Annotated in this window: 12 protein-coding genes; 5 read left to right on the top strand and 7 right to left on the bottom strand. The window is 65.4% G+C overall.

Annotation, left to right across the window (positions count from 1 at the left end; all coding sequences use genetic code 11):
* The first annotated feature begins 164 nt into the window (after nt 1–164).
* The 3 genes from Q0743_RS14315 to Q0743_RS14305 all read left to right on the top strand — a co-directional run bounded on the left by Q0743_RS14315 (nt 165) and on the right by Q0743_RS14305 (nt 2,537).
* Nucleotides 165–863 (top strand): cytochrome c biogenesis CcdA family protein, encoded by a 699-nt coding sequence (locus Q0743_RS14315; RefSeq protein ID WP_298242177.1) that lies wholly within the window; start codon nt 165–167, stop codon nt 861–863.
* A gap of 32 nt (nt 864–895) precedes the next feature.
* Nucleotides 896–1,459, top strand: a complete 564-nt coding sequence (locus Q0743_RS14310; RefSeq protein ID WP_298242176.1) for a thioredoxin family protein — start codon at nt 896–898, stop codon at nt 1,457–1,459.
* 103 nt (nt 1,460–1,562) lie between these two features.
* A complete protein-coding gene (locus Q0743_RS14305) occupies nt 1,563–2,537 on the top strand; it encodes a hypothetical protein (protein WP_298242175.1) in 975 nt (324 codons plus the stop codon).
* 444 nt (nt 2,538–2,981) lie between these two features.
* Here the strand turns inward: Q0743_RS14305 and Q0743_RS14300 are convergent, their stop codons facing one another.
* The 7 genes from Q0743_RS14300 to Q0743_RS14270 all read right to left on the bottom strand — a co-directional run bounded on the left by Q0743_RS14300 (nt 2,982) and on the right by Q0743_RS14270 (nt 12,223).
* Complete coding sequence (locus Q0743_RS14300; RefSeq protein ID WP_298242174.1) at nt 2,982–4,403, bottom strand: amidase; 1,422 nt, start codon at nt 4,401–4,403, stop codon at nt 2,982–2,984.
* 2 nt (nt 4,404–4,405) lie between these two features.
* Nucleotides 4,406–5,569, bottom strand: a complete 1,164-nt coding sequence (locus Q0743_RS14295; RefSeq protein ID WP_298242173.1) for a M20 aminoacylase family protein — start codon at nt 5,567–5,569, stop codon at nt 4,406–4,408.
* A 14-nt stretch (nt 5,570–5,583) separates the two neighbouring features.
* Nucleotides 5,584–7,089 carry a M81 family metallopeptidase gene (locus Q0743_RS14290; RefSeq protein ID WP_298242172.1) on the bottom strand — a complete coding sequence of 502 codons (1,506 nt, stop codon included), beginning with the start codon at nt 7,087–7,089 and terminating at the stop codon, nt 5,584–5,586.
* Nucleotides 7,090–7,407: 318 nt separating this feature from the next.
* Nucleotides 7,408–9,057, bottom strand: a complete 1,650-nt coding sequence (locus tag Q0743_RS14285) for an ABC transporter ATP-binding protein (protein WP_298242182.1) — start codon at nt 9,055–9,057, stop codon at nt 7,408–7,410.
* A gap of 14 nt (nt 9,058–9,071) precedes the next feature.
* Nucleotides 9,072–9,959, bottom strand: a complete 888-nt coding sequence (locus tag Q0743_RS14280) for an ABC transporter permease (protein ID WP_097658378.1) — start codon at nt 9,957–9,959, stop codon at nt 9,072–9,074.
* Nucleotides 9,960–9,980: 21 nt separating this feature from the next.
* Nucleotides 9,981–10,922, bottom strand: coding sequence for an ABC transporter permease (locus Q0743_RS14275; RefSeq protein WP_298242171.1), 942 nt, complete (start codon nt 10,920–10,922; stop codon nt 9,981–9,983).
* Between the two features lie 170 nt (nt 10,923–11,092).
* The gene (locus Q0743_RS14270; RefSeq protein WP_298242170.1) at nt 11,093–12,223 is read right to left on the bottom strand and encodes a M20/M25/M40 family metallo-hydrolase; all 1,131 of its coding nucleotides are present in this window, start codon (nt 12,221–12,223) and stop codon (nt 11,093–11,095) included.
* Between the two features lie 268 nt (nt 12,224–12,491).
* Here Q0743_RS14270 and Q0743_RS14265 point away from each other — a divergent pair, with 268 nt between their 5' ends.
* A complete protein-coding gene (locus Q0743_RS14265; RefSeq protein WP_298242169.1) occupies nt 12,492–14,102 on the top strand; it encodes an ABC transporter substrate-binding protein in 1,611 nt (536 codons plus the stop codon).
* Between the two features lie 114 nt (nt 14,103–14,216).
* A complete protein-coding gene (locus tag Q0743_RS14260) occupies nt 14,217–15,824 on the top strand; it encodes an ABC transporter substrate-binding protein (protein ID WP_298242168.1) in 1,608 nt (535 codons plus the stop codon).
* The last annotated feature ends 134 nt before the right edge of the window (nt 15,825–15,958 follow it).

Here is a 15,958-nt window from a genome sequence, read left to right as displayed (position 1 = left end):
TCCCGACGCGGAGATACCCCCACCCCAGCCCTCCCCCGCAAGCGGGAGAGGGAGCGCACCGCCCGTGCAATCGGCAGCGGCCACCCGTCACGAAGCCGTGACGCCGCGTAACGATCCCCGCAACCAACCCGAACTGCCCTCGTGACCTCGCTCACGAGTGCGCCATGCTCGACCTGATCTTCGCTGTCCTTGCCGGCATCCTCACCATCGCCGCGCCCTGCACGCTGCCGATGCTGCCGATCCTGCTCGGCGCCTCGATCGGGCGCGCCGGGCATTTACGTCCCGCGATGATCGCGCTCGGTTTCGTGATTTCCTTCTCGGCGGTCGCGCTGCTGCTGGGTGCGCTGACGCGGCTGTTCGATTTCGATCCCAACGTGCTGCGCGAGGTCGCGTCAGTCCTGCTGCTCGGCTTTGGCCTGTTGATGCTGTGGCCGGCACCGTTCGAATGGTTGTCGATCCGGCTCAATGGCTGGCTCGATCTCGGCAATGCCGGCGGCGGGCAGCGCGAGGGTGCGCTCGGTGGGCTGATCCTCGGCACCACGCTCGGCCTGGTCTGGACGCCCTGCGCCGGCCCCGTGCTCGGCTCGATCCTGACGCTGGTCGCGACCCAGAAGAATGCCGCATGGGCCGGCACGCTGCTGGTCGCCTACGCGATCGGCGCGGCGATCCCGATGCTGCTGATCGCCTATGGCGGACAGGCCGCGACCACCCGTGTGCGCAGCATCGCGCGAATCGCGCCGCGGCTGCAGCAAGGCTTTGGCGTCGTCGTGATCGCCTTCGCCGTTGCGGCCTATTTCCAGTACGACACGCTGATCGTGGCGTGGCTCACCGGCTTCTACCCCACCGGCCAGATCGGCCTGTGAACAATCTGCATCTCGAACCGGAGGACTCGTTCATGACTTTCAAACTGCTCGCCGTCTCAGCCGCCCTTGTCGGCCTCGCCGTGACCGGCGCCGTCATCCCCGGCTTCTGCGACGAGGCCGCGCCCGCAGCGCCGATCACCGTCGCCGCCGCCGGCCATCAATCCGCACCCGACTTCACCGGCATCAACACCTGGTTCAACTCCAAACCGCTCAGCATGGCCGACCTCCGCGGCAAGGTCGTGCTGGTCGATTTCTGGACCTATGGCTGCGTCAACTGCGTCAACACGCTGCCGCACGTCACCGAGCTCTACGCCAAATACCGGGACAAGGGCCTCGTCGTGGTCGGCGTGCACACGCCAGAATTCCCGTTCGAGCGCTCGGCCTCCAACGTGCAGGCCGCGCTGAAGCGCCACGGCATCACCTATCCGGTGGCCCAGGACAATGATTCCAGGACCTGGAACGCCTACAGCAACCAGTATTGGCCGGCGCAATACATCATCGACCAGAACGGCAAGATCGTGTTCCAGCACGCCGGCGAAGGCCGCTACGACGAGATCGACCGCACGGTGACCCGGCTGCTGAACGCGAGCAGCTGATCTCGCACAGACGTCGCGCGGCGGATTCCGGTTGTCGCCCTTGTTGCTTGACTCCACGGCCCTGTCCGTGGAGTTTCGCGCGCAACGGAATCAGCCGCCCGCAATGGACGCAGCGACCACCAGCACCGACATTCGCCTTCGTGAAGGCGCCTCGATCGCGCAGCGGCTGGTGATGTCCGCTTTTGCGGCGGCTGTGGCGCTGTGCTTCACGCCCGGCCTGTTCACGCACGACACCCTGGAGATCATCATCTCGGTGGTGGCGCTGCTGGTGGGCGCCGGGTTCGTCGTCGGCATCATGATGGCGCCGGCGGTGGTGTGGATCATCACGGCGAACGAGATCCTGATCGGGCGGCAAAGCCCGTTCGGCAAGCTGCGCACGCGGATCGTCGCGAAGGACGACATCGCGGCGTTGCAGGTTCCCGGCAGCAAGCGGGTGAAGGCCCGCTTTCAACTCGTCTTCACGCTGACTTCAGGGGAGCGCCTCACGTCGCCGCCGATCTCGGACGTCACGCATGTTCATGACACCGTGGCTCGGATCGCCACGCAGTTCGAGGTTCCCAATGTCGAGGAGCCCGTCAATCCACTCGATGCCAGCAATCCCGAGATGCATCTCGGCGAGCCTCTCGAGGCGTTTCCGGTCCGGGACATCCGCATCGTCGCGCTGATCGCCGTCGCACTGTCCGCCGTGCCCTATGCCTACAAGCTCTGGAGGAGATGGCCGCCCAGCCATGTCGACATCCTGCTGCTGCCGCTCGGCGCGCTCGCAGCGTTCGCGGTTTATCGCTACGCCAACCTCCTGACCGGAGCGTTCTGGGTGATTCGGCCAAGCGACATCCGGGTTGAACGGCTGTGGGGCGACGGCACCCCGCGCACGGACCATATCGAGGGGCCCGACGTGAAGACGATCACCGTCGACCGCCGTGGCCGCTCCGAGGACGAGCATTGCATCGTCACGATCCGGACGCGCTCGGGGCGGCGGTTTCGCAGCCCCCGGATCGGCTCGCGGGTGGAGGCGCGCGCAGTGGGGACGGAGATCGTGCGGCGGCTGGGGATTCCGGCGGAGAGCAACAGGATCTGACTTTGCCGGTTGGGTCGGATGATTTGACCTCGGGCTCGGTCTGCGCCTCTCCCGCTTGCGGGAGAGGTCGGCGCGTCCGGGCGATGCGAAGCATCGTCCCGCGCGCCGGGTGAGGGTTCTCTCACCTGGGGGAGTCTCCCTGGAGGAGAAACCCTCTCCCCAACCCTCCCCCGCGAGCGCTAGCGGATTCACACATCTCGAAAAGGACTCTCAGTTCAATAAGTTAGCCAAAGCCGGATCTCAGACACCGGCGCGCCACGGAATTGAGACAAGTGACTCTGATGACTCACATTTTCGGCTTGATGCGTGGAAGGCTCGAACAGAGATGTGTGAATACTGTAGCCTCCAGGGGAGGGTAGGCAAGAGGCTCGCGCACGATGCCCGTCGAACCTCATTCGGACTTGCGCCTAAAGGGCGCACCTGCCGGATTGACGGAACGTGGGTCTACTTCGCCGGCGGCTTCGGCCAGGGCTTCTGCGCGCCGCGCAGGCCTTCGAACGCCTTGGCCATGCCGAGCACGCCGATATCGTCGAAGCGGCGGCCGACGATCTGCACGCCGATCGGAAAGCCGTTGGAGTCGAAGCCGCCGTTGAGGGAGACCGCCGGGTTCTCCGACATATTCCACGGCACGGTATAGCAGATGTGCTCGAACGGCCTCATCGGATCGTTGGTGGGCGAGGCCCAGTCCGCCGGATAATTCACGTTCGGCGCGGTCGGGGAGATGACATAGTCGAGCTCGCAGAACAGCTTTGATGCGGCCGCGCGGATCGCCATGGTCTGATTGAAGCCGCGGATGACATCCACGCCGGAGAGCTTTGCGCCGGATGCGCCCCATTTGAAGATGTAGGGCAGCACCTTGGCCTGTTCGGCCGGCGTCAGCTTCGACAGATCGTCCCACATCCGCGCCCGCCAGAAATTGTCGAGGCCATCGAGCATTTCGCGGGTCAGGATGCCGTCGACCTCGGTGACGACGGCGCCTGCGGATTCGAACGCCTTTGCGGCTTTCACCGCGACGTCGCGAACGGGCCTTTCCGCCGGCAGGCCGACGCCGGCGTCGAGCATCAAACCGATGCGCAGCTTGCGCGGCGATTTCTCCAGGCCCTTCCAGTTGAGCGGCTCGGCCGGAAGGCTCATGCCGTCGCGCCGGTCGGGCTTTGCGATCACGCTCATCATCAGCGCGCAATCATCCACCGTGCGGGTCATGGGACCGGCGACGCGGCCGACATAGGTGGGATCGATCGGCACGCGGCCGAAGCTCGGCTTCAGGCCGACGAGGCCGCACCAGCCAGCGGGCAGGCGGACCGAGCCGCCGATATCGGTGCCGAGGTGCAACGGCCCATAGCCGGCTGCAGCAGCAGCACCTGCGCCCGCGCTGGAGCCGCCGGGATTCTTGGAGAGATCCCAGGGATTGCGCGCCAGCGCATGGAAGGAGGAGAGCCCGGAGGACAGCATGCCGTAATCGGGCATGGTGGTCTTGGCGAAGATGATGCTGCCTGCTTCGCGCAGGCGCGCAGCAGGCGGGGCGTCCTTCTCGGCCGGCACCAGCTTGACGCTGGCCGCGCCCAGCGGCACCGGCACGCCCTTGGTCGCGATGTTGTCCTTCACCGTGACAGGCACGCCGTCGAGCGCACCCGACGGCTCGCCGCCGCTCCAGCGCGCGGTCGAGGCCTTGGCGGCCTCGCGCGCGCCGTCGGGGTCGAATGCATAGAGCGCCTTCAGATGCGGCTCCCACGCAGCGACATGCGTGAGCAGATCCTCCAGCACCTCGCTCGGCGAGAATTGCTTGGCGCGATAACCCGCGATCAGATCGACGGCGGACAGATCGTGCAGCGAGGTGACCGCTTCCTCAGGGCTCTTCTTGTGCATGGCTAACCTACCGGCATCCGGGTCTCGATGATGCGGGCGAACATGCTGGCGCCGATCGGCAGGATCTTGTCGTCGAGCACGAAGCCGGGATTGTGCACCGGCACCGAGCCGTCATGGCCGACCCAGAAATAGGCGCCCGGAATGGTCTCCAGCATGTCGGCGAAATCCTCGCTGCCCATCTTCGGCTGGGCGCGGGTGATGACGTTGGCGGGGTCGACGATGGTGCGCGCGACGTCCTCGACCACCTTGGACTGCTCGACCTGGTTGACCAGCACGCCGAACGTGTCGCGGATGTCGACGTCGATCACGCAATTATAGGCGCTTGCGATGCCGGCGCAGATGGTGCGGATGCGCTCGCTGACGAGGGTGCGAACTTCCTTCGAGAAGGTGCGGATGGTGCCGCAGAGATGCGCATCGCCCGGAATGACGTTGTAGGCGGAGCCCGCATGGATCTGGGTGATCGACACCACCGCGGCCTGCAGCGGCTCGACGTTGCGGCTGACGATGGTCTGGATCGCCTGCGCCAGCGTGGTCGCGATGATCACTGCGTCCTTGGAACGCTCGGGCATCGCGCCATGCGCGCCATAGCCGGTGATGCGCAGGTCGAAGAAGTCGGCGCTGGCCATGGCCGGGCCGGGCAGGATCGCGATCTCACCGTGGTTCAGGTCGGGCGCGTTGTGCAGGCCGTAGAGCTCGTCGCAGGGAAACTTCTCGAACAGCCCGTCCTTGATCATGGCGCGCGCGCCGCCGAGGCCTTCCTCGGCCGGCTGGAAGATCAGGTGCACGGTGCCGTCGAAATTTCGGGTCTCGGCGAGGTAGCGCGCGGTGCCAAGCAGCATGGTGGTGTGGCCGTCATGGCCGCAGCCGTGGAAGCGGCCCGGGATCTTGGAGCTCCATTTCAGGTTGGTGTTCTCTTCCATCGGCAGCGCGTCCATGTCGGCGCGCAGGCCGATGCGCTTGTTGCCCGAGCCCTTGCCCTTGATGACGCCGATCACCCCGGTGCCGCCGAGACCGCGATGCACCTCGATGCCCCAGCTCGTCAGCTTGTCGGCGACGATGCCGGAGGTGCGTACTTCCTCGAAGCCGATCTCGGGATGGGCGTGGAGGTCGCGGCGGATGGCGGTGAGTTCGTCGGCAAAGCCGTCGATGCGCTCGAGTGTGGGCATGTGTTCCTGTCCGGTTAGCGTGAAGGGGGATTGAAGACGGGGCCGTTCGGCTTGATGCGGATGCCCGGACGCAGCCGCGTCCAGGGCAGCGAGGCGGTGTCGGCCGGCATCGCGCCGGGTGCGGCGCAGATCATCAGCTTCTCCGCGATCGGCTCGAAATCGGCGCGGAAATGCACCGAGCTCTTGTTGACCAGGATCTTCTCCTTGGTCGGCTCGATGCCGACATAGCGGTACATCGCCTGGTCGGCGAGCTGGGCCTTGTGCGAGGAGACGACGACGCGGACATCGCCGATGCGCAAGGCTGCGGAGGGACCCATCTCCATCTCGCGGCCGCCGTAATAGGGGCCGGGTGCAATGAAGCGGCCGTCGGACAATTTCTCGACGACGAAGGTCTCGGTGTAGGGCTCGTCGCCGGGAATGCCGGACTTGCCGCCGAGCGACAGCGTGACGGTGGCGCCGACGCCCCCCGCATGCGCGGCCTTGGCCGATTCCGGATCGTAGATCGCGCCGGTCGCCGCGCTCGCCCTGTTGCGCACCAGCGCGCGCAGCATGCCGGTGGTGTCGGAATCGCCGCCGGCGCCGGGGTTGTCCTGGGTGTCGGCGATGATGATCGGCTTGCTCGCGCCCTTCGCAAGTTCCATGGCGTGGCGCACGCCGTCGTCGGGCGACCAGATCTTGCCGTCGAAATCGTCCTCGTGGCTCTCGATCAGCTTGACGATCGCATCCGCCGCGCGGTCGGCATCTTCCTGCGTCCTGCCATAGGCGAACACGCTCGGGCCGCAATCGCGGAAATCGGCGGCGGGGAAGCCCGGCGCGAAGGAGAGCGTCGGAACCGCATCGCCCTCCAGCGCGGCGAGCTTCTCGTAGATGCCCTTGGTGGGCTGGTCGTTGGTGCATTGCCAGCTGATCGGAATCAGGAACGGCAATTGCCGGAACGCCTTTGCGAAGCGCTGCTTGGTCTTCAACAGCAAGGCCAGATGTCGTGCCGAAGCGCGGCCGGTCTCGGCCATGTCGACATGCGGATAGGTGCGGTAGGCGATCAGCGCATCCGCATGCTCCATCATCTCGGGCGTGACATTGGCGTGCAGATCGAGGCTGGTGACCAGCGGAACATCCTTGCCGATGACGCGGCGCACGCGCGCCAGGATCTCGCCTTCGCCGTCGTCGAGATGTTCGGTCACCATGGCGCCGTGCAGGTCGAGATAGACGGCGTCGACGGGGCCGGCGGCTTTGATGCCGTCCACCATCACCTTGACGATGCGCTCGAAGGCGTCCTCGGTGACATGTGCTGACGGGCTCGCGCCGCAGGCAATGGTCGGAATGAGTTCCCAGCCGTGGGCTTCGGCCGCATCGACGAAGCCGGCGAGGCCGACATTGATGCGCCGCATCACCTTGAGAACGTCGGTACCTTCCGTCATCGCCGGCCAGCCGCCGCCATGCTGGAAATCGGCGAAGGTCGCCTTGGTGGGCGCGAACGTGTTGGTCTCATGCAGGAAGCCGCCGACGGCGATACGTGTCATCAAATCAAGTCCAGCGTTGGAAAGTGCGCGACGTTAGCCTTGGCCCGGAGGCGAGGGCAAGGTGAGAGGCCATCGCGCCGTGCATGGCCTCAAGCTGTTTTGGGAATGTTGCGGATGCAGGGAATGTGGTGAGCCGCGATGCCAGCCAGACTCTCGCTGTCGTCCCTGCCTAGTGCGCAATTGAGCACGGGGCGCAGGGACCCATAACCCCAGGAAGCAGTTTGGCGAAGGCCGGTCGTTCGGGATCAGCACCACCCGTAATCGACAGATCACGCGGTATGGGTCCCCGCTTTCGCGGGGACGACATCGTGAATGTCGTTACACCGCGGCCGCCACGCCTTCCGCCACCGGCCGGAAGTTCGCAAAGTCCCAATTGCGGCCGGGCGCGGCATCCAGCAGTGCCTTGGTGTAAGCCTCCTTCGGATGCGTCAGCACTTCGGCGGCGGGGCCCTGTTCGACCACCCGGCCGTGCTGCATCACCACGACCTCGTCGCAGATTTGCGCGGCGACGCGCAGATCGTGGGTGATGAACAGGATGGCGATGCCGAGCCGCTTCTGGATCTCGTCGAGCAGGTCCAGAACCTGGGCCTGCACGGAGACGTCGAGCGCGGAGACCGCCTCGTCGGCGACCAGCACGTCCGGATCGAGTGCCAGCGCGCGGGCAATGGCGATGCGCTGGCGCTGGCCGCCGGAGAATTGGTGCGGATAGCGCGAGACAGCATCGGCGGGGAGGCCGACCAGCTCGAGCAACTCGCGCGCGCGCTTGATCGCATCGGCATGCGAGACGCCATAATTGATCGGGCCCTCGGCAATACTCTCGCCGACAGTGACGCGCGGGTTGAGCGAGCGGTAGGGATCCTGGAACACGATCTGGATCTTTTGCCGGTGCGGCTGCAGCAGGCGGCGCGAGATGTCGGCGATCTCGCGGCCGGCAAGGCGCACGCCGCCGGAGGTCGGGTCGATCAGGCGCACGATGCAGCGCGCCACGGTCGACTTGCCCGAGCCGCTTTCGCCGACGATGCCGAGCGTGCGGCCCTTGCGCAGGGTCAGCGTCACCTTGTCGGCGGCGACGACCTCGCGGCCTTTGCCGAAGAAGGCGCGTTCCTTGTAGACCTTGCTGAGGTCGTTGGCCTCGAGCACGACGGCCTCACGGCTTTCCTCGCGCGGCGGGCGCGGCACCAGGCTGGGCACCGAGGCCAGCAGGTTGCGGGTGTACTCCATGGTCGGGTTGCGCAGCACGGTCTCCAGCGGGCCGGTCTCGACCAGCCGGCCCTGACGCATCACCGCGACGCGGTCGGCGATCTCGGCGACCACGCCCATGTCATGGGTGATGAACAGCACGGCGGTGCCGTGATCGCGCTGGAGCTCGCGGATCAGGGACAGGATCTGCTTCTGCGTGGTGACGTCGAGCGCGGTGGTCGGCTCGTCGGCGATCAGCAGCTTCGGCTCCAGCACCAGCGCCATCGCGATCATGATGCGCTGGCGCTGGCCGCCGGAGAGGCGGTGGGGATAGGAGGCGAAGATGCGCTCGACCTGGGGCAGGTGGACCTGCTCCATCATGTCGAGGATGCGCTTCCTGCGCGCCCTGGCATCGAGCTTGGTGTGAGCGCGCAGCACCTCGTCGATCTGGCGGCCGACCGGCACCACCGGATTGAGCGCGGTCATCGGCTCCTGGAAGATCATCGCCATCTGCGTGGCGCGGAGCTGACGCAGGCGGCGGTCGGTCGCGGTGAGGATTTCCTCGCCGACCAGCTTGACGCTGCCGCCGGTCGGAACCAGCGTGCCCTTCGGCAACAGGCCCATCGTGGTGAGCGAGGTCACCGACTTGCCCGAGCCGCTCTCGCCGACGAGGCACAGCGTCTCGCGCTCGCGCACCTGGATCGAGATGCCGTCGATGATCTTGTGCCCGCCCGGCTTCTTGCCGACGGAGACGACGAGGTTGTTGATGTCGAGGATGGTGTTGGTCATCGACTTGTCGCTCATCACTTGCCCTCCCGCTGCTTCATGCGGGGATCGAGGGCGTCACGGGCGGCGTCGCCGATCAGATTGATGCTGAGGATCGCGATCGAGAGCAGCAGGCCCGGCCAGAAGATCAGCGACGGCTTGATCTGGAAGTACTGGCGGCCCTCGGCCATGATGTTGCCCCAGGTCGGCGTCTCCGGCGAGATGCCGGCGCCGAGGAAGGAGAGGATGGCCTCGGTGAGAATGGCGCTCGCGCAGATATAGGTGCCCTGGACGATCAGCGGGGCGACCGTGTTCGGCATCAGATGCCGCCACATGATCTTCGGCAGCGACGAGCCGACCGAGATGGCGGCCTCCACATAAGGCTCCTCGCGCGCCGACAGCACCACGGAGCGCACGAGGCGAGCGACGCGCGGAATCTCCGGAATGGTGATCGCGATCAGGACGGTCCAGATACTGGCGCCGGAGAGCGAGACCACGGCGATCGCGAGCAGGATGCTCGGCATCGCCATCAGGCCGTCCATGATGCGCATCATCACGGCGTCGACCAGCTTGAAGAAGCCGGAGACGAGGCCGATCGCGAGCCCGATGGCGATCGACAGGATCGCCGAGCCGATGCCGATCAGGAGCGAGATGCGGCCGCCATAGACCACGCGCGACAACAGATCGCGGCCATAGGCGTCGGTGCCGAGCAGGAATTGCGCCGAGGACGGCTTCAATCGCTGTGACGGGGCAAGCTGAATCGGATCGTGCGGCGCGATCAGCGGCGCGATGATCGAGATCAGCAGGATCAGCGCGAGCAGCACCGTCGCCGTGGCGATGATCGGCGTCGAGGTGAGGAACCCGAAACGCGGCCGCAGCGGCGACGTGATCGGAATGGAGGACTGGGGAAGGGTATCGACCGACATGTTTGTTCTTAAATCCTTGCCTCAGTACCGGATCCGGGGATCGAGCAGGGTGTAGGCGACGTCGATCAGAAGATTGACGACGACATAGACCAGCGACGTCAGCAGGATCATCGCCTGAATCACCGGATAGTCGCGCGCCAGCACCGCATCCACGGTGAGGCGGCCGATACCGGGAATGTTGAACACGCTCTCGGTGACGACGACGCCGGAGATCAGCAGCGCAAAGCCGGTGCCGATCACGGTGATCACGGGCACGGCGGCGTTGCGCAGCGCGTGGCGCATCATCACGGCGACCTCGTTGATGCCCTTGGCGCGCGCGGTGCGGACGTAGTCCTCGCCGAGCACGTCAAGCATCGCCGCACGCGTCATGCGCGCGATCAGCGCGATGTAGATGAAGGAGAGGGCGCAGGTCGGCAGGATCATGCGCTCGAAGAACGGACCGAAGCCGGCGCTGATGCTCTTGAAGCCCTGCACCGGCACCCAGCGCAGCTCGAGCGCGAACAGCTCGATCAGGACATAGCCGACCACGAACACCGGCACCGAGAAGCCGAGTACGGAAAGCCCCATCACGAAGCGATCGATCCAGGTGCCGTGCTTCCACGCCGCGATCACGCCCAGCGGTACTGCCACGAGCACGGCGAGGATGATGGTGCACAGCGCGATCGAGATCGAGGGCTCGACGCGCTGGCCGATCATCTTCATGACCGGCAGATTGGAGATCAGCGAGGTCCCGAGGTCGCCGTGCAGCAGCTTGTTCACCCAGGTGATGAACTGCACGATCAGCGGTTCGTTGAGACCGAGCGAGGTGCGGATGCGCTCCAGCCGTTCCGGGGTCGCGTTGTCGCCGGCGAGGATTGCGGCGGGATCGCCGGGGGTGAGGCGGAGCAGGAGGAAGACGAACAGCGCGACGACGCCCATGACGGGCACGGCGGCGAAGATTCGGCGAAGGAGATATCCGAGCAAGTTGGATCCGTCTGATTAGAGTCAAATCGGCGGCAGCCGCGATGGACTGTTCTGCCACCAGCCTAACATTTCAGCAATTCCCGTGCCATCAGGGCCACAGTTTTTGCAGTGCGGCTAAGCCCGCAAGGTGGGCAAAGCGGAGCGGCCCAGCCTCCGGAACCGGCGCGCCGTCACTCCAGCGTCGCCAGCAGCCCCGCCATCAGCCGGCCGCGCTCAACCAGGCTCTCCACCTCGATATACTCCTCCAGCGTGTGGCCATTGGCGCCGCGCACGCCCAGGCCGTCGAGCGTGGGGATTCCCATCGCGCCGGTGAAGTTGCCGTCGGAGCCGCCGCCCGAACTGGCGTGCGGTAATTCCGCGCCGAGAGATTTGGCAATGCCGCGCGCCTTTTCATACAGCGCCATCGTGCCGGCATCCGGTTCCCACACCGGCCGTGTCACGCCGCGCGTCACCTTGAAGGCGACGTCGTTGGCGGTGCCTGACAGCGCCAGCATCCGCTCGACGCCGCGGTCGAGATCGGCCTGCCGCTTGGCCATGGAGAGCGCTTCGCCGGTGGCGGTCGTGGCAACGCAATTGACCCATTGGCCGCCATGCACGACGCCGACCGAGAAGGTGCAGTCCTCCGTCGTCATCGCATCGATGGCAAGGATCTGCCGCGCCATCTCGCGGATTGCCGAGCGTCCTGCCGACAGCGTCGCGCCGGCGTGGCTCGGCCGGCCCGTCGCCTCGAGATTGAAACGCGCGATGGCGTAACGTCCGGTGGTGACGCCGTTGTCGGCGCGGCCGGGCTCGGGCACCAGCACATATTTGTTGCGCGCCGCCTCCGCCTCGATGATGTCTCGCGTCGAGGGCGTGCCGACTTCCTCGTCCGGCGTGAACAGCACGGTGATCGGCAGCGGCGTGGTGAAGGATGCGCGCGCCAACTGCCGGATCGCTTCCAGCGAAAGGTAATTGCCGCCCTTCATGTCGTAGATGCCGGGGCCGTAGCACTTGTTGCCCTCGCGCCGCCATTTCAGCTTCTCGATGGTACCGACCGGGTGGACGGTATCCATGTGGCCGGCGATCAGGATGCCCGGCTCGCCCTGCTTTGGATGGGGAAAACGCGCGCGGATCACGCCGCCGAAGCCCTGGCGGCCGGCGATGCGTTCGATCGTCGCACCCATGATCGCCATATCCCGCGCTGCGATATCGAGCATGCGGTTAACGGCGCCGGCATCCCATGTCGGGCTCTCGCATTCCACCCAGGTGCGCAGGCCTTCGAGCATGGCTTCGGAATCGAAGGGAAGATTGGCTGGATTCATCTGAATGTCTCTCAAGCTTCGCAAAGGTGGAACGCGCATTGCATCGCCACGGCGGGACGAGCGGTGAGTGTTGTAGAGCCAAACCGATCCTTGTGGAGCCTGTGCGCGCGCCGCCAGGGCCTGCAGCGAAACCGGATTGACGCGATCAACACTGTCTGCAAGTCTCGAAAGATAAAGGCATTGCATGTGGTTAGTTCGCCCAAAGAACGACCCATATGCTCAACCAATAATCTGCCTTTGAACAGTTTCACGTCAGGAGAGACTTTTTATGTCCAACTTCATGCGCCGGGGGTCTCGCGCGTTCGCCTCCAAACTTGCGCTGTCGGTCGTCGCGCTTTCGACGGCGCTGGCCTCGCCGGTGCTTGCCGCCGGCAAGACCATCACGGCGGTGATGCATTCCGACCTTCGCATCATCGATCCGATCTTCACCACGGCCTACATCACGCGTGACCACGGCTACATGGTCTACGACACGCTGGTGGCTCCTGATTCCAACTTCAAGATCCAGCCGGAGATGGCGGACTGGAAGATCTCCGACGACAAGCTCACCTACACCTTCACCCTGCGCGACGGCCTGAAGTGGCATGACGGCGCGCCGGTGACGGCAGAAGACTGCGTCGCCTCGCTGAAGCGCTGGGCCGCCGTCGACGGCATGGGCCAGAAGCTCATGGACTTCACCGCGAGCATCGAGGCGACCGACGCCAAGACCATCACGCTGAAGCTGAAGGAGCCTTACGGCCTCGTGCTCGACTCCATCGGCAAGCCGTCCTCGCGCGTCGCCTTCATGATGCCGAAGCGCCTCGCCGAGACGCCGCCGGACAAGCAGATCCCCGAGCAGATCGGTTCGGGTCCGTTCAAGTTCGTGGCGTCTGAATTCCAGCCCGGCGTGAAGGCGGTCTACGTCAAGAACACCGACTACGTGCCGCGCAAGGAGCCGGCGAGCTGGACCTCCGGCGGCAAGGTGGTGAAGGTCGATCGCGTCGAATGGATCACCATGCCGGACTCGCAGACCGCAGTGAACGCGCTGCAGTCGGGCGACATCGATTTCATGGAGAACCTGCCATACGACATGCTGCCGGTGCTTGAGGCGAACAAGGAGCTCACGATCGAGGTCCTGAACAAGTTCGGCTATCAGACGCTCGGCCGGATGAACTTCCTTTATCCGCCGTTTGACAACGTGAAGGTGCGACGTGCTGCCTTGCTGGCCATGAACCAGAAGGACGTGCTCGACGCGCTGGTCGGCAATCCCAAGTACCAGAAGATCTGCGGCGCTTTCTTCATCTGCGATACGCCGTTTGCGACCGAGGTCGGCGCCGAGACGCTGACGAAGGGCAATGGTATGGCCGAAGCCAAGAAGGCGTTGGCCGAGTCCGGCTATGACGGCACCCCGGTCGTGATCATGGCGCCCGGCGACGTCACGACGCTCAAGGCGCAACCGATCGTTGCCGCCCAGCTGATGCGTGAGGCCGGCTTCAAGGTCGACCTGCAGGCGACCGACTGGCAGACGGTGGTGAGCCGCCGCGCCAGCCAGAAGCCTCCGAAGGAGGGCGGCTGGAACATGTTCTTCACCAACTGGGTCGCGCCCGACGTGTCGAACCCGATCGCCAATCTCTCGATCGGCGGCCAGGGCAAGAAGGGCGGCTGGTTCGGCTGGGCAGACGATCCCAAGATCGAGCAGCTCAAGGACGCCTTCGTCCGCGCGCCCTCGCTCGACGAGCAGAAGAAGATCGCAGCCGACATCCAGAAGGAAGCCTACGAGCAGGTGATCTATATCCCGCTCGGGCAGTACCAGACGCCGAGCGGCTGGCGCAAATCGCTGACCGGCGTGCTCGACGGCCCGGCGACGCCGCTGTTCTGGAACGTCGACAAGTCGGAGTAAGGGACAGTCCTACGAAGGAAGGGCGCATCGCGCGCCTTTCACCCTGCGAAACGTTTTCGCGGCGCCGCCGTCATCAGCGGCGCCGCGCGCCATCCGCTCGCTAGGAGAACGACAATGTTCCAACTCATGCGTCGGGGGCGTCTCGCGTTCGCCTCCAAACTCGTGCTTTCAGTTGCGGCACTTTCGGCACTGGCCTCGCCAGTTCTTGCCGCAGGCAAGACCATCACCGCGGTGATGCATTCGGACCTGCGCATCCTCGATCCGATCTTCACCACGGCCTACATCACGCGTGACCATGGCTACATGGTCTACGACACGCTCGTCGCGACCGATTCGAACTTCAAGATCCAGCCGCAGATGGCGGACTGGAAGATCTCCGACGACAAGCTCACCTACACCTTCACCCTGCGCGACGGCCTGAAGTGGCATGACGGCGCGCCGGTGACGGCAGAAGACTGCGTCGCCTCGCTGAAGCGCTGGGCCGCCGTCGACGGCATGGGCCAGAAGCTCATGGACTTCACCGCGAGCATCGAGGCGACCGACGCCAAGACCATCACGCTGAAGCTGAAGGAGCCTTACGCGCTCGTGCTGGAATCGATCGGCAAGCCGTCCTCGCGCGTCGCTTTCATGATGCCCAAGCGCCTCGCCGAGACAACGGTGGACAAGCAGATCCCGGAACAGATCGGCTCCGGCCCCTTCAAGTTCGTGCAGGGTGAATTCCAGCCGGGGGTGAAGTCGGTCTATGTCAAGAACACCGATTACGTGCCGCGCAAGGAACCGGCGAGTTGGACCGCCGGCGGCAAGGTGGTGAAGGTCGACCGCGTCGAATGGATCACGATGCCGGACGCGCAGACGGCGTTGAACGCGCTGCAGTCGGGCGACGTCGACTTCATGGAAAATCCCGCCATCGAGATGGTGCCCGCCATCGAGGCCGACAAGGAACTCAAGCTCGAGATCCTGAACAAGTTCGGATTCCAGACCGGCGCGCGGATGAACTTCCTTCATCCGCCCTTCGACAACGTCAAGGTTCGCCGCGCGGCGTTTCTGGCGGTCAAGCAGAAGGACGTGCTCGACGCGATGATCGGCGATCCCAAATACTACAAGACCTGCGCGGCCGCCTTCATCTGCGACACGCCGTTCGCGACGGAGGTTGGAGGTGAGACCCTGGCGAAGGGAGGCGACATGGCCGCGGCCCGGAAGGCGCTGGCCGAGTCCGGTTACGACGGAACACCTGTCGTGCTGATGGCGCCGGGCGACGTGCTGACGCTGAAGGCGCAACCCATCGTCGTCGCGCAGCAACTGCGCGAAGCCGGCTTCAAGGTCGACCTGCAGGCGACCGACTGGCAGACCGTGGTGAGCCGGCGCGCCAGCCAGAAGCCCCCGAAGGAGGGCGGCTGGAACATGTTCGTCACCAACTGGGTCAGCGCCGACGCGGACAATCCGATCACCAACGTCGCTGTCGGCGGGCAGGGCAAGAAGGGCGGCTGGTTCGGCTGGCCGGAGGATGCCAAGATCGAGCAGCTCAAGGACGCCTTTGTTCGCGCCGCTTCGCTCGAGGAGCGAAAGAAGATCGCGACCGAGATCCAGAAGGAGGCTTACGATCAGGTGCTCTACATGCCGCTCGGCCAGTATCAGGTGCCGACCGCCTGGCGCAAGTCGCTGACCGGCGTGCTCGACGGTCCCGCAACGCCGGTGTTCTGGAACATCGACAAGTCGGAATAAGGGGAGGCGCTCTTCGCCTTCGGCTGCCATCGCCACGCGGCGCCGCTGTCATCAGCGGCGCCGTTTCCTTTGCCGGTCTCGCGCCGGCGTGGAAACCGTGGAGCCTTTAACCTTTCCAGTTTCCGATCATTGCT

The sequence above is a fragment of the uncultured Bradyrhizobium sp. genome (genome assembly GCF_936943645.1).
Classification (GTDB): Bacteria; Pseudomonadota; Alphaproteobacteria; order Rhizobiales; family Xanthobacteraceae; genus Bradyrhizobium.
This window is presented reverse-complemented; position numbering and strand designations above follow the sequence as displayed.

Excerpts from the sequence above, each read along its gene's own strand:
- Q0743_RS14265 (WP_298242169.1), top strand. The coding sequence starts at position 12,492 with ATGTCCAACTTCATGCGCCGGGGGTCTCGCGCGTTCGCCTCCAAACTT.
- Q0743_RS14280 (WP_097658378.1), bottom strand. The coding sequence starts at position 9,959 with ATGTCGGTCGATACCCTTCCCCAGTCCTCCATTCCGATCACGTCGCCG.
- Q0743_RS14290 (WP_298242172.1), bottom strand. The coding sequence starts at position 7,089 with ATGACACGTATCGCCGTCGGCGGCTTCCTGCATGAGACCAACACGTTC.
- Q0743_RS14295 (WP_298242173.1), bottom strand. The coding sequence starts at position 5,569 with ATGCCCACACTCGAGCGCATCGACGGCTTTGCCGACGAACTCACCGCC.
- Q0743_RS14315 (WP_298242177.1), top strand. The coding sequence starts at position 165 with ATGCTCGACCTGATCTTCGCTGTCCTTGCCGGCATCCTCACCATCGCC.
- Q0743_RS14305 (WP_298242175.1), top strand. The coding sequence starts at position 1,563 with ATGGACGCAGCGACCACCAGCACCGACATTCGCCTTCGTGAAGGCGCC.
- Q0743_RS14300 (WP_298242174.1), bottom strand. The coding sequence starts at position 4,403 with ATGCACAAGAAGAGCCCTGAGGAAGCGGTCACCTCGCTGCACGATCTG.
- Q0743_RS14310 (WP_298242176.1), top strand. The coding sequence starts at position 896 with ATGACTTTCAAACTGCTCGCCGTCTCAGCCGCCCTTGTCGGCCTCGCC.
- Q0743_RS14270 (WP_298242170.1), bottom strand. The coding sequence starts at position 12,223 with ATGAATCCAGCCAATCTTCCCTTCGATTCCGAAGCCATGCTCGAAGGC.
- Q0743_RS14285 (WP_298242182.1), bottom strand. The coding sequence starts at position 9,057 with ATGACCAACACCATCCTCGACATCAACAACCTCGTCGTCTCCGTCGGC.
- Q0743_RS14260 (WP_298242168.1), top strand. The coding sequence starts at position 14,217 with ATGTTCCAACTCATGCGTCGGGGGCGTCTCGCGTTCGCCTCCAAACTC.